Raw genomic sequence first — 11,733 nt, 5'->3', positions numbered from 1 at the left:
GCCGCCCGTTGTGCCAGCCGGACAGCGCCCGCAGCCACCGCCCTCGCAATCAAGTATGCCTCGCCCGCTCCTGCGTGCATGTCCTGGTCTATGTTCTGGTCCCGGTCCATATTCTGGCAAACTTCAGCGGCATTTGAATAAAACCCGACTGTGGATATTTACCCGGCGTTCCGCCAGGCAGGCCAAGATACATTAGGGCGGGATCATGGAGGGACCATTGACCAGCGATTTTTCAGCTGCCCGAATCCATCTTGAGCGCGCCTATCACTATCTGCGCGGCAATGACGAGGCCAGCCGCTCTGCATGCGAGGTCCTCGATCAATTGATCGAAACCGTGGTGGAGGCCCAGCACAGACGGCCCGAGACCGGGGTGCTGGAGTTTCCGCGCTCGGCAGCGCGGCAATGATTGCGATGCCTTGATTACGATGCCTTGCGGACCGCGCTCGCCGCAGCGGTGGCGCGGGTGACAACCTGCTCCAGCGGTTCCGGCCGATGCAGCAGGAACCCCTGGCCGAAGGCGACGCCCATGTCGCTGAGCATGCCAAGCGTATCCTGACGCTCGATCTTCTCGCCGACCACGTCGCAGCCGAGGCTGCGGCCGATGCTCGTGATGGCCAGCACGATCTCGCGGTCGAAGCGGCTTTCGGTGATGTGCTCGATGAAGGAACCGTCGATCTTGATGGCATCGACCGGAAAGCGCCTGAGATATTCGAACGAGCTCATGCCGGCGCCGAAATCGTCGAGGCTGACCCGGCAGCGCCGCTCACGCGCCTTGCGCACGAACGTCTCGGCTGCGTCGAAATTGGTGACCGCGGCGGTTTCGGTGATCTCGAAGCCAATGCCGGAATGCGGCGCCCCGGTCTGCTCGATGATGCTGTCGACGAAGTCCCACAGCCCCGGATCGCTCAGCGTCTGCGCCGACAGGTTGAAGCCGAGCGTGATCGCGCCGGACTTCATCGCCGAGCCGTGCAGCGAGAGCGCGGTGCGGATGATCCAGCGATCGAGCCTGGCGGCAATGCCGAAGCGCTCCGCCGCCGGGATGAATTCGCCCGGCGGGATCAGCCTGCCGCCGCGCCCGACAAGCCGCGCCAGCACCTCGACATGGCGGCTCTCGTCCCAGGGCCGCCCCAGCCGGTGGATCTCCTGGCCGAACAGTTTCAGCCTTCCGTCCTCCATGGCGTCGACCGTGTCGGCGGCGAGCCGCGCCGCATTGAGCCCGCCGGAATTGGCCTCGGCCGAAAACACCGCGAAACGGTCGCGTCCGGCGGCCTTGGCCGCGTAGCAGGCGTCGTCGGCGCAGGCCAGCGCGTCGGCGACCGTGGTGGTGTGGTCATGGACCATGGCGATGCCGATGCTTGCCGCGAGCCGCCGCGAGGTCGCGGCAAGGCCGAGATCCGCGCCGCGCACGGCCGCCAGGATGGCGCCGGCCAGCTGCTCTGCCTGCGCGGCGTCGCAATGCGGCACCAGCAGCGCGAATTCGTCGCCGCCCAGACGCGCCGCATGCGCCGATGGCGGCAGACAGCGGCCAATGCCCGCCGCCACGCTCTTCAGCGCCAGATCGCCGGCGGCATGGCCGGCGAAATCGTTGAGCGCCTTGAAGTAGTCGAGATCGACATAGAACACGGCCAAAGGCACGCCCGTGGCGATATGCTCGGCAAGCAGCCTGTCAAAGGCGGAGCGGTTCCACAGGCCGGTCAGCGCGTCGTGGCGGGCGGCGAAGGCAAGCTCCTGTTCGCGCAGCTTGTCCTCGGTGATGTCGCGCACCGTGCCGAGGACCTGGCCCGCGGTGCCGGCGGCGGCAACGAAGCGCACCAGCGATTCGACATGACGGATCTCGCCGTCGCGCTTGATGATGCGGTATTGCGAGGCGGTCACCGCGTCCGAGCCGGGTGCCGGCTGGTGCGCGCGCTCGGTGGCTTCCTTGTCATCGGGGTGCAGAAAACTGTGCCAGAGGTCGGCCGTCACCTCGTCGGTGTCGGCAACGAGGCCGAATATGTCCCTGGTACGGGCGTCCCAATAGCTCTTGTTGGTGGCGATGTCATAGTGCCAGATGCCGGTGCCGCTGGCGGCGAGCGCCAGGCCGAAGCGCACATTGACCTGTTCAAGCGCGGCTTCGGCCGCCTTCTGCTTCGAAATGTCCGTCTGCACGCCCATCAGCCTGACCGGCTTTCCGGACGCGTCGCGCTCGACAATGCCGCCGCGGTCGAGCACCCAGACCCAATGGCCCTGCTTGTGCTTCAGCCGCAGTTCGGTCTCGATCGACGGGGTCAAGCCGGCAATGTGGGCGTCGCCGCTGGCCAGCGCCCGCTCGCGGTCGTCGGGATGCGTCAGTTGCAGCCAGAGATCGGCCGTGTCGGCAAGCTCGCCCTCCTCATAGCCGAGCATGCGCCACCATGTCGGCGAATAGAAGCAGCTGCCGTTTGCAATATCCCAGTCCCAGACGCCAAGATGAGCGCGTTCGAGCGCCAGCGCCCAAAACTCTCCATTGCGACTTTTCTTGCCCTGACGCGCCATCTTCTGTTTCGCTCATCCCCGCCAGGGGGCAATCTGCAGCAAAACCAGAGAAGAAACAGTTACCGGACGCGGCATGGGCAGCGTCCCTGCCTTCTCGTCCGCAACCCCGTCTTTCGATTGGAAGGCAAGAACCGGAGTTTTGCGGCCGCCGGTTCATCCTACTGCTGCTCCAGGTCATCGGCAGCTCCGATGCTCCAGGTCATCGGCAGTTCCGATGATCCCGGGTCATCGGCAGCGTCGATGATCCCTAGCAAAAAGGAAGAGGACCTCCCAATGACCAAGCAAGAAGACAACAAGGCCGCCGTCGTCAGATGGTTCACCGACTTCTGGGGTGAAACCTGCGATCTCTCCGTCGTCGACGACATTGCCGCGCCCGACATGCTGCTTAGATATTCCTTGCATGAGCCGCGCAACGGCCGCGACGACATCAAGGCCTTCATGACCGATTTCCGCGCCGCCTTTCCGGATCTCAACTTCTGGGCGACCGCCGACCTCATCGCCGAAGGCGACTATGTCGTAGGCCAGTGGGAAGGCGGCGGCACCCACACCGGCCCGGCCTTCAGCGATTTCCTGGTCGGTTCGCTGCCCGCCGCCACCGGCCGCACGATGCGCTTCACCGGCACCACGGTGCTGAAAGTGATCGGCGGCCGGATCGTCGAGGAGATCGGCCTCGACGACGGCGTCACCGCCCTTACCCAGCTCGGCCTGATCAAGGCCGCGTGAGGCAGTCGCACAGACCGGTTGTTTCGGGCCAGGCCGCATGAGCGCCGCCTGGCCCACTGCTTACTGGCTCGGCGCCATCGCGTGTTCGCATGACACTTTCGGGTTCATGTCGGCGAAAGTGCCCGTCGGGTTGCCCTTCCAGGCCCAGACATGCAGTTCGTAGAATTCACCCAGGCCGTAGCGATTGGGGGCGCTGTTGAAGTTGAACAGTTGCCCGTCGAGCGAGGCCGGGCCCTTCGAGGTGATGTACTCGACCGCCACCAGCTTAAGCCGGCCGTCGGCCATCGGCTCGTACATCACGGCTTCAGGCCGGGCGATGTCGATCTTGTCGTCCTTCAGATACTGGCCGTTGACGTAGTGGATGCCCATGGCGCCACCGGTGATGCCGCTGGCGCAGGGAATGGGCGCATAGCCCTCGGCGGTCGCCGCCTTGACGTCAAGGAACCGGCTGTTCGCGGCTCGTACCTTGTCGGCCAGCGGGTTGGGGCCCGATGCGGCTTCAGCCGCTTCCTGATGCGCCCATGCGAAGCTGGTGCAGACGGCCAGCATGGCCCCCGCCATGACGAGCCTGTTGCGAAGATTTGATTTCATATCCATTCCATTCTTCTTGAAAAAGCACGGCTGGCCGGCCGCCGAAAATACGGAGGCTCGGCAGGCAAGCGCCGTGACTGTTGTTGCTTGGTGATACCGAATTCGATGTATCAGGGAAGGATCATCCCTTCGGCAGATATGGGATCGTTCCCGCCAGATCGGTGTCGTCGATCAGCTGGAAACGGCTGTCGCTGCCACTTTGGCGTGCCGAAACGAAAGGCGCGTAGGCCGGATCGTTGGCGAAGGCGCGCGCCGCCGCTTCCGACGGGAACGCCATCAAGGCGATCAGCGTGGTATCGAGCGGCTTGCCTTCAAGCGTCTTCACATTGCCGCTGCGCGACAGATATTTGCCGCCATGCTTGTGGACGATGTCGTGCACCGAGGCGGCGTAGGCCGGCACCCATTTCGGGTCGTTCATCTTGATGTCCGCGATTACGTAAGCAGTCATGGGTAGTCTCCTGGTTGCGGCGCACAGGGGTATCCCGTGCACCGGCCAAAGGGCTCGCATGGCAGCGCCCTCGCCAACCAGTCCGCGATCTGTACTGGGCCGGTACAGTTTCTGTACTCGTCGCTTCAATCATGAAGGGCTAATGTTCATCCCAGCTTCGAGGGAGGAACACCATTCATGACCCAGCACGGATACAAGCAGTTCTGCCCGCTATCGATGGCCGCCGAGGTGCTGTGCACCCGCTGGACGATGGTGCTGCTGCGCGAATTGGTGGCGGGCTCGACCCGCTTTAACGACCTGCGCCGCGGCGTGCCAAAGATGTCGCCAACCCTTCTGTCGCAACGGCTGAAGGAGCTCGAGCTGGCGGGGATCGTCGAGCGCAAGGAGATCGAGGGCGAGAAGGGAATTTTCGACTATCGGCTGACCGAAGCCGGCCGCGATTTGCGCCCGGTAGTCGAGGCGATGGGTTTTTGGGGGCAGAAATGGGTCGAGTCCCGGCTGTCGCTCAAAAACCTCGATCCGTCGTTGCTGATGTGGGACATGCGGCGCAATTTGAACCCCTCGCCGCTGCCCGAGGGACGCACGGTGATACAATTTCTGTATCAGGATCTCCCGGCATCCAAACGGTCCTGGTGGCTGATCGTCGAGAAGCATGGCGAGGTCGATCTGTGCTGGTACGATCCGGGCTTCGACGTCGATCTCTACGTCTCGACCGACCTGCACACGATGACGGCGATCTGGATGGGATTGCTCACGGTCGAGAAGGCCGGCACGAAGGTTGCCCTGACCGGCGACCAGGCCATCGGAAAAAAGATGCAGACCTGGCTTGGGCTCAGCCCGTTTGCGGTAGAGCCTAAGCGCGCGGCTTAGGGGCTCTCCTGACAGTTGGCAGGAAACGGGTGGCGACGCCGGCTCTTGGCGGCTTCAATGCGGCCATGTTCATCACGCTTCAAAGAGATCTGAAATCGACGCCGCTGCCGGTGACTGACGATCCGCGCTGGACGCGCATCGTTGCCCGCGACAAATCGGCGGACGGGCAATTTTGGTATTCGGTGGCGACGACCGGCGTCTATTGCCGGCCCTCCTGCCCGTCGCGGCGCGCCAACCCCGGGAATGTGCAACTGCACGACACGCTGGCTCAGGCCAAGGCGACCGGCTTTCGCGCCTGCCTGCGCTGCAACCCGGATGGCCCCTCGCCCGAGGCCGGCAATGCGGCAATGGTCGCCAAGGCCTGCCGGTTCATCGAGCAGAGCGAGGAAGAGCCCTCGCTCGCCGAATTGGCCGCCGCCGCCAGCCGCAGCGCCGGCTATTTCCACCGCGTCTTCAAGGCGATCACCGGGCTGACGCCGAAGGACTATGCCGCCGCACACCGCGCCGCCCGGGTCCGCCAGGGCCTGGAGGACGGCGCCAGCGTGACCGTGGCGATCTACGATGCCGGCTTCAATTCGAGCGGACGCTTCTACGAGAAATCCACCGGCATGCTCGGCATGACGCCGACGCGCTACCGCGCCGGTGGCGCGCATGAAGACATCCGCTTCGCCGTCGGCGAGACCTCGCTCGGCGCCATCCTGGTCGCGTCGAGCCGCAAGGGCGTCGCCTCGATCCTGCTCGGCGACGATCCGGACGCGCTGGTGCGCGACCTGCAGGACCGTTTCCCCAAGGCGCGGCTGATCGGCGGCGACCGCGACTACGAGGCGCAGGTCGCCCGCGTCGTCGGCTTTGTCGAGGCCCCAAGGCTCGGTCTCGACCTGCCGCTCGACGTGCGCGGCACCGCCTTCCAGCAGCGCGTCTGGCAGGCCCTGCGCGACATCCCGGCCGGCAGCACGGTTTCCTACGCCGAGATCGCCGGGCGCATCGGCGCGCCCAGGGCAACCCGCGCCATCGCCGCCGCCTGCGCCGCCAACGCTCATGCCGTCGCCATTCCCTGCCACCGCGTGATCCGCAAGGACGGCGCCCTGTCGGGCTATGCCTGGGGAGCCGAGCGCAAGCGCGCGCTGCTCGACCGCGAGGCGGTATCCGGCGACCGGTCTTCGCGGGTCTGACGGGAACCGGCGATGCGCACCATGGCAAGGTCCTCCACCGCCGGTGCGAATGTCCAGAACGCCGTCAGTTGGGAAGATGCGAAGTCGCTGGTAGTGGCTGCCATTGGCGAGTTGGTCGATGATGGCAGGGCGGAGTGGAGCCGCACGGCGACGGGTGAGGTTGAGTTGCGGCTGGTGAGCGGCGAGGTTTTTTTGCTCGGTGCGGTGTCCGTCACGCGTGTCGCATAGAGCACTTACCTCCGCACCATTCAGGCCAAATCCCGAGATTTGAATTTGAAAGCAAGCACCGGAGTGAGCGCCAACTGGCACGCGGCTAGGGTTCAGTCACAACACAAGGAGTGAAGGCAATGAACCTCATGCAAACTCAAATGACCGCGCCGGCGGCGCACATCGACACGATCGCCTACGCCATCGGCCAATCCGCGATCGGCAAAATCCTGGCCGCCCGCAGCCCCATCGGCGTCTGCGCCATCCTGATCGGCTCCGACACTGATGCGCTGGAGCAGGACCTCGCCGAGCGCTTCCCCGGCAAGGTGCTGGTTGAAGACGAACCCGCCTTGCGCGACGATCTCGCGGCCATAGCGCGCTTCATCGAAACGCCTGGCATCGGCCTCGACCTGGCGCTCGACATGCGCCACGGCACACCGTTCCAGCAGCGTGTGTGGGACGTGCTGCGCACAATCCCGTGCGGCGCCACCATCAGCTACACCGCGCTTGCCCGCCGCCTCGGCGAACCGAACGGCGCCCGCGCGGTGGCGACCGCCTGTGCCGCCAACGCCATCGCGCTCGGCATTCCCTGCCATCGTGTCGTGCGCGCCGACGGCACGCTGTCGGGCTACCGCTGGGGCATCGAACGCAAGCGCGCGCTGCTGGATCGGGAGGCCGCGATATGAACGCCCACGCCAAGGTAGCCACGGCGGCGGTGGAAGCCGCCGAGACACGCGTCACCGCTTACGACTGGTCGGCCCTTGCCGCCGAGCTCGACGGCTTCGGCTGCGCGGTCATGCAAAAGCTGCTCTCGCCTGAAGAATGCCGGCAGATCGCCGGCCTCTACCCCGAGGAAAAACATTTCCGCAGCCACATCCACATGGCCAGGCACGGTTTCGGCAAGGGCGAATACCGCTATTTCCGCTATCCCTTGCCCGACCTGCTTGGCGGGTTGCGCAGCGCGCTCTATCCGAGGCTTGCCGAGGTTGCCAACCGATGGAACGAGCGCATGGGGATCGCCATGCGCTACCCCGCGGCACATGCGGAGTTTCTCGACCAGTGCCATGGCGCCAGCCAGGTCAGGCCGACGCCGCTTCTGCTGCAATATGTGCCGGGCGATTTCAATTGCCTGCACCAGGATCTCTATGGCGACCTCGCCTTTCCCCTGCAGGTGGCGATCCTGCTCTCCGAGCCGGGCAAGGATTTCACCGGCGGCGAATTCGCGCTGACCGAGCAGCGGCCGCGCATGCAGAGCCGGGTCGAAGTGGTGCCGCTGCGCCAGGGTGACGCCGTCGCCTTCGCCGTCCACAACCGGCCGGTGCAGGGAACCAAGGGCAACTACCGCGTCAATCTGCGCCACGGCGTCAGCCGCCTGCGCTCAGGCATGCGCCACACGGTCGGCATCATTTTTCACGACGCGAAGTGAGGCGCCGGCTCAACCCTGCCAATAGGGCGGATCGCCAAAGGCATCGCGCAGCCATGCGGTGAGCGCGCGCAGTTTGGCGGATCCGCGCCTGTCCTCGGGAGAGGCGATATAGATGGTGGCCCCTTCAGGCTCGGCACCGACATCGACGACCATCAATCGCTTGTCGGCGATCTCGGTCCGGATGAAGTAGGCGGGGAGCAGCGCCAAGCCGAGCCCTGCAAGTGCTGCGTCGCGCATCAAAATCCCGTTGTTGACGCGCAGCGCGGCTTGCGGACGGATCGTCACCAGCCGCCGCGAAATCCTGAACCGCCAGTCGGCGGCACCCCGGATGGAATAGATGATGCCCTTGTGGCGTGTCAGGTCGTCGGTGGTCGCGGGCCGCCCGGAACGCTCGATATAGTCCGGCGAGGCCACCAGGAAGCGACGGCTGGAAGCCAGCTTCTTGACGATGACATGTCCATCATCGACGACCGGCCCGTGACGCACGATGGCATCGTAGCCATCGGCCACCATGCTGACGAAACGATCGTCGAGTTCAAGCGTCAGTTCGATCCCCGGGTGCCTGGCCAGGAAGCCATACAGTGCCGGACCGAGATGGAGGATGCCGAAACTGGTCGGCGCCGATATCCTGAGCGGTCCAGCGAGTGCGCCGCGATGCTCAGTGATTTCGGCGCTGGCATCGGCCACCTCCTGCATGATGCGCTTGGCGCGCTCGTAAAAACCTCGCCCCGCTGCGGTGATGGAGAGTTTGCGGGTGGTGCGGTCCAGCAGCTTTGCGCCGAGGCTGCGCTCAAGCTCCGACAGCCGCTCGCTGATGACGGATTTGGACAGGTTCATGCGCCTGGCCGCTTCGGTGATCGAACCGGATTCCGCGACGGCGACAAACGCGGCGGCGGATTCAAGCTTTAGCATTGTTCGGTTTTCCCGAAGTCACAATCAGGCGGCTGACGCCTAACGAAATCAAGGACATGGTGCCATAGTCGGAAAGATCGCGATACGGCGAGACAAAATAAAAGCTCGGGGGATGCATCATGTTTCGTCGTTTGGCTATCGTGCTTGGTCTGCTGTCACTCGCCGCTCCGGCCTCCGCGCGCGTGATCCCGTTTCCGACTGGCTTCAAGACGCAGTCGATCGAGACCAACGGCACCAAACTGTATGTGCGCGTCGGCGGACAAGGGCCGGCGGTGGTGCTGCTGCACGGCTTCGGCGATACCGGCGACATGTGGGCGCCGGCCGCGATAAAACTGATGAAGGATCACACGGTGATCGTGCCGGACCTGCGCGGCATGGGCCTGTCGGCTCATCCCGACAGCGGCTACACCAAGAAGAACCAGGCGGTCGACATCGCCGGCGTGATGGATGCGCTGAAGATCGACAAGGCCGACCTGGTGACCCACGACATCGGCAACATGGTCGGCTATGCGCTGGCCGCGCAGTATCCTAAGCGCATCCGGAAATGGGTTGTCATCGACGCCCCGCTGCCGGGCATAGGCGACTGGGACAAGATCAAGCAAAGCCCGCTGCTCTGGCACTTCAATTTCCGCGGCCCTGATATGGAACGGCTGGTCGCGGGCCGCGAGCGCATCTATCTCGACCGCTTCTACAACGAACTGTCGGCCGACCCGAAGAAGATCGACGAGGCGACGCGCGTCCACTACGCAAAACTCTATGCGCGGCCGCATGCCATGCATGATGCCTTCGAGCAGTTCAAGGCATTCGACCAGGACGCCATCGACAACCAGGCGATGCTGTCCACCGGCGGCAAACTGGCCATGCCGGTGCTGGCCGCCGGCGCGGAGAAATCGGCGGGCACGGGACAGGCCGACATCCTGCGGTTTGTCGCGTCGGACGTGACGGGCGCCATCGTGCCCGCATCCGGCCATTGGATCATGGAAGAAAACCCGGATGCCACGGTCAAGCTCATCACCGATTTCCTCTCCAGGTAACAACCGCCCGACGCGACCACTTCGGGCCTGTTGAAACCGATCTTGTGAACCAAGCCGATGGGTTTTGCCCTGGCAAGGCGTATATTCCCCAGCGCTCGGCTACTACCCCAATTGCGGACGCTCCCAGAGCTGGTATCTCTTACGAATGGATAGGGATAGAGCGGGACGCACCGCCCTCATTAACGCGACAATTGATCGCGAGATGGCACTTGCTCAGCGCTTGCTGGACAGTGGCGTTGATCCGAACGCAATCGACAAGGCAGGCTGGTCCGCCTTGCACTTTGCTGCCCAGAACTGTGACGCGGATTTAGTTCAGATGCTCATTCGAGCGGGAGTGGCGCTGGAGCCGCGAGATAGCAACGGCAACAGCCCTTTGTGGAGAGCAGTAATGTCCTATCGGGGTGGTGCTGAAGCTATCACCCCGCTCTTGAATGCGGGGGCGGACCCTGACGCGGCGAACGTTCATGGCGTAAGTCCACGTTCATTGGCCATGACCATCTCAAACTACGACACAGCGAAGTTCTTCGACACGTAAGGAGAGGCGCTTCATTCCACGTCCGCAGCCACCATCTCCAGGATCCACGGACACGCGTAATAGTCGGCGATGCGGTCGATGACGCTGCCATCGGCGTGGACCCGCACCAGATAGGCCGGCCGCCAGTCCCCGTTTCTCCGCCTGTCGACGACCAGCACGGCCTCCCCTTCGACCACGTCCGGCCGTATGCGCCAGGGTTCGCCGCCCTCATATTCGACGAAGTAGGGCGAGGCTGACAGCAGGCCGTTGTAGCAGTCCGAAACCCGCAGCCGCGCATCGGCGCTGGTCAGCGCCCGCACCCCGTCCCAGTCCCTTGCATTGAAGAGTTCGACATAGCGGCCGAGCAGCCGCGCCAGCTCGGGGTCGTGCGCGGGCGCCGCGACCGGCCGCAAAGGCAAAGCGGCGAGCTTGGCACGGCCGCGATTGAGCGCTGACTTGACGCCGCCTGATGTCGAGCCGACCAGCTCGGCGATCTCGTCCAGCGAATGGTCGAAGACATCCTTGAGCAGCACACAGGCGCGCTCCTTCGGCGGCAGGTGCACCACCAGCCGCTCGATGGCGCGGCCGGCGCCTGGGCCGGCGGGCTCGACGGGCAGCACGATCTCGTCGCTGGCATAGCCTGCTTCGGCCTTAAGCCGCGTGCGGCGGTTGCGGATCAAGTCGATACACCTGTTATGGGCGATGCGGAACAACCAAGGCCGCAGCGCCTGCGCATCGTCGAGCAGCCCGATCTTGCGATAGGCCTCGAACAGCGCCTCCTGCATGATATCCTCGCCGTCGAGAGCCGAGCCGGTCATGCGCGCGCAATAGCGGTGCAGACGGACGCGCAGATGCGAGACCGTCTCCAGGAACGCCCTGTAGCGGAAGTCGAACAGGCCCTCGGGATCGAGGCGCGGCTCAACGCCTTGCCTCGTTTCACGGAATTTGCGGATCTGCTGGTTCATCGCGGCACGTCGCTTAGAGCAATTCCAGGAAAAGTGTGTAGCGGTTTTCCGTTCGGAATTGCGTCAAAACAAAGAGCTAGATGTGAGCTTTCGGGAGGTTGTCCATTCGGACCGGATCGAGGAGACTGGAGTTACCAGGCTTCAGCATCCACCGGAGGGTCCGAATGAACATCCACAAGAATGCCCGTCTCACGCCGCTGCGTCGAGAGGAGATGGCGCTGTCGGTGATAGAAGGCGCTCTTTCCCAAGCCCATGCGGCGCGCGTCTACGGCGTGACGGCCAAGATCGTGGCGCGCTGGGTCGAGCGTTATAAGGTCGAAGGGCGGGCCGGCATGGTCGACCGTTCGTCGCGACCCT

Annotated in this window: 15 protein-coding genes; 10 read left to right on the top strand and 5 right to left on the bottom strand. The window is 64.4% G+C overall.

Going from position 1 to position 11,733, the window contains the following annotated elements:
* Positions 1 to 217: 217 nt before the first annotated feature.
* Positions 218 to 406, top strand: a complete 189-nt coding sequence (locus A3A9_RS0104590) for a hypothetical protein (protein ID WP_027057719.1) — start codon at positions 218 to 220, stop codon at positions 404 to 406.
* Between the two features lie 14 nt (positions 407 to 420).
* Here A3A9_RS0104590 and A3A9_RS0104585 read toward each other — a convergent pair whose 3' ends face one another.
* Positions 421 to 2,514 carry an EAL domain-containing protein gene (locus tag A3A9_RS0104585; protein WP_027057718.1) on the bottom strand — a complete coding sequence of 698 codons (2,094 nt, stop codon included), beginning with the start codon at positions 2,512 to 2,514 and terminating at the stop codon, positions 421 to 423.
* Positions 2,515 to 2,787: 273 nt separating this feature from the next.
* On the opposite strand from A3A9_RS0104585, the gene A3A9_RS0104580 reads away from it, so the two are divergent.
* Entirely contained in the window at positions 2,788 to 3,237 is a 450-nt protein-coding gene (locus tag A3A9_RS0104580; RefSeq protein WP_027057717.1) for an ester cyclase, read from the top strand.
* Between the two features lie 60 nt (positions 3,238 to 3,297).
* On the opposite strand, the gene A3A9_RS0104575 is transcribed toward A3A9_RS0104580, so the two are convergent.
* Both A3A9_RS0104575 and A3A9_RS0104570 read right to left on the bottom strand, forming a co-directional pair.
* Positions 3,298 to 3,834 (bottom strand): hypothetical protein, encoded by a 537-nt coding sequence (locus A3A9_RS0104575; protein WP_202596350.1) that lies wholly within the window; start codon positions 3,832 to 3,834, stop codon positions 3,298 to 3,300.
* Positions 3,835 to 3,949: 115 nt separating this feature from the next.
* Complete coding sequence (locus tag A3A9_RS0104570; protein WP_027057715.1) at positions 3,950 to 4,276, bottom strand: DUF1330 domain-containing protein; 327 nt, start codon at positions 4,274 to 4,276, stop codon at positions 3,950 to 3,952.
* A gap of 177 nt (positions 4,277 to 4,453) precedes the next feature.
* Between A3A9_RS0104570 and A3A9_RS0104565 the strand changes: the two genes are divergently transcribed.
* The 5 genes from A3A9_RS0104565 to A3A9_RS0104545 all read left to right on the top strand — a co-directional run bounded on the left by A3A9_RS0104565 (position 4,454) and on the right by A3A9_RS0104545 (position 7,951).
* Positions 4,454 to 5,146, top strand: coding sequence for a winged helix-turn-helix transcriptional regulator (locus A3A9_RS0104565; RefSeq protein ID WP_027057714.1), 693 nt, complete (start codon positions 4,454 to 4,456; stop codon positions 5,144 to 5,146).
* A gap of 65 nt (positions 5,147 to 5,211) precedes the next feature.
* A complete protein-coding gene (ada, locus tag A3A9_RS0104560; RefSeq protein ID WP_033838367.1) occupies positions 5,212 to 6,318 on the top strand; it encodes a bifunctional DNA-binding transcriptional regulator/O6-methylguanine-DNA methyltransferase Ada in 1,107 nt (368 codons plus the stop codon).
* 21 nt (positions 6,319 to 6,339) lie between these two features.
* Positions 6,340 to 6,546: a hypothetical protein gene (locus tag A3A9_RS0104555; protein ID WP_245278975.1), complete on the top strand. Its 207-nt coding sequence runs from the start codon at positions 6,340 to 6,342 to the stop codon at positions 6,544 to 6,546.
* Positions 6,547 to 6,665: 119 nt separating this feature from the next.
* Positions 6,666 to 7,211: a methylated-DNA--[protein]-cysteine S-methyltransferase gene (locus tag A3A9_RS0104550; protein ID WP_027057711.1), complete on the top strand. Its 546-nt coding sequence runs from the start codon at positions 6,666 to 6,668 to the stop codon at positions 7,209 to 7,211.
* Positions 7,208 to 7,951 (top strand): 2OG-Fe(II) oxygenase, encoded by a 744-nt coding sequence (locus tag A3A9_RS0104545; RefSeq protein ID WP_027057710.1) that lies wholly within the window; start codon positions 7,208 to 7,210, stop codon positions 7,949 to 7,951. Before A3A9_RS0104550 ends, A3A9_RS0104545 begins: the two co-directional genes overlap by 4 nt.
* Positions 7,952 to 7,960: 9 nt before the next feature.
* Here the strand turns inward: A3A9_RS0104545 and A3A9_RS0104540 are convergent, their stop codons facing one another.
* Positions 7,961 to 8,863, bottom strand: coding sequence for a LysR family transcriptional regulator (locus A3A9_RS0104540; RefSeq protein ID WP_027057709.1), 903 nt, complete (start codon positions 8,861 to 8,863; stop codon positions 7,961 to 7,963).
* A gap of 119 nt (positions 8,864 to 8,982) precedes the next feature.
* On the opposite strand from A3A9_RS0104540, the gene A3A9_RS0104535 reads away from it, so the two are divergent.
* On the top strand, positions 8,983 to 9,897 hold the full coding sequence (locus A3A9_RS0104535; protein ID WP_027057708.1) for an alpha/beta fold hydrolase: 915 nt from the start codon (positions 8,983 to 8,985) through the stop codon (positions 9,895 to 9,897).
* 202 nt (positions 9,898 to 10,099) lie between these two features.
* Entirely contained in the window at positions 10,100 to 10,432 is a 333-nt protein-coding gene (locus A3A9_RS0104530; protein ID WP_161634476.1) for an ankyrin repeat domain-containing protein, read from the top strand.
* Between the two features lie 11 nt (positions 10,433 to 10,443).
* On the opposite strand, the gene A3A9_RS0104525 is transcribed toward A3A9_RS0104530, so the two are convergent.
* Positions 10,444 to 11,376, bottom strand: coding sequence for a sigma-70 family RNA polymerase sigma factor (locus A3A9_RS0104525; RefSeq protein WP_027057706.1), 933 nt, complete (start codon positions 11,374 to 11,376; stop codon positions 10,444 to 10,446).
* Positions 11,377 to 11,540: 164 nt separating this feature from the next.
* Between A3A9_RS0104525 and A3A9_RS0104520 the strand changes: the two genes are divergently transcribed.
* The coding region (locus A3A9_RS0104520) for a helix-turn-helix domain-containing protein (protein WP_027057705.1) at positions 11,541 to 11,733 on the top strand (193 nt) is incomplete at its 3' end.

This window comes from Mesorhizobium loti CJ3sym, from assembly GCF_000472785.1.
Classification (GTDB): Bacteria; Pseudomonadota; Alphaproteobacteria; order Rhizobiales; family Rhizobiaceae; genus Mesorhizobium; species Mesorhizobium loti_E.
This window is presented reverse-complemented; position numbering and strand designations above follow the sequence as displayed.

Coding starts and splice junctions, on each gene's coding strand:
- A3A9_RS0104585 (WP_027057718.1), bottom strand. CDS start 2,514: ATGGCGCGTCAGGGCAAGAAAAGTCGCAATGGAGAGTTTTGGGCGCTG.
- A3A9_RS0104580 (WP_027057717.1), top strand. CDS start 2,788: ATGACCAAGCAAGAAGACAACAAGGCCGCCGTCGTCAGATGGTTCACC.
- A3A9_RS0104575 (WP_202596350.1), bottom strand. CDS start 3,834: ATGGATATGAAATCAAATCTTCGCAACAGGCTCGTCATGGCGGGGGCC.
- A3A9_RS0104570 (WP_027057715.1), bottom strand. CDS start 4,276: ATGACTGCTTACGTAATCGCGGACATCAAGATGAACGACCCGAAATGG.
- A3A9_RS0104565 (WP_027057714.1), top strand. CDS start 4,454: ATGACCCAGCACGGATACAAGCAGTTCTGCCCGCTATCGATGGCCGCC.
- ada (WP_033838367.1), top strand. CDS start 5,212: ATGTTCATCACGCTTCAAAGAGATCTGAAATCGACGCCGCTGCCGGTG.
- A3A9_RS0104555 (WP_245278975.1), top strand. CDS start 6,340: ATGGCAAGGTCCTCCACCGCCGGTGCGAATGTCCAGAACGCCGTCAGT.
- A3A9_RS0104550 (WP_027057711.1), top strand. CDS start 6,666: ATGAACCTCATGCAAACTCAAATGACCGCGCCGGCGGCGCACATCGAC.
- A3A9_RS0104545 (WP_027057710.1), top strand. CDS start 7,208: ATGAACGCCCACGCCAAGGTAGCCACGGCGGCGGTGGAAGCCGCCGAG.
- A3A9_RS0104540 (WP_027057709.1), bottom strand. CDS start 8,863: ATGCTAAAGCTTGAATCCGCCGCCGCGTTTGTCGCCGTCGCGGAATCC.
- A3A9_RS0104535 (WP_027057708.1), top strand. CDS start 8,983: ATGTTTCGTCGTTTGGCTATCGTGCTTGGTCTGCTGTCACTCGCCGCT.
- A3A9_RS0104530 (WP_161634476.1), top strand. CDS start 10,100: ATGGCACTTGCTCAGCGCTTGCTGGACAGTGGCGTTGATCCGAACGCA.
- A3A9_RS0104525 (WP_027057706.1), bottom strand. CDS start 11,376: ATGAACCAGCAGATCCGCAAATTCCGTGAAACGAGGCAAGGCGTTGAG.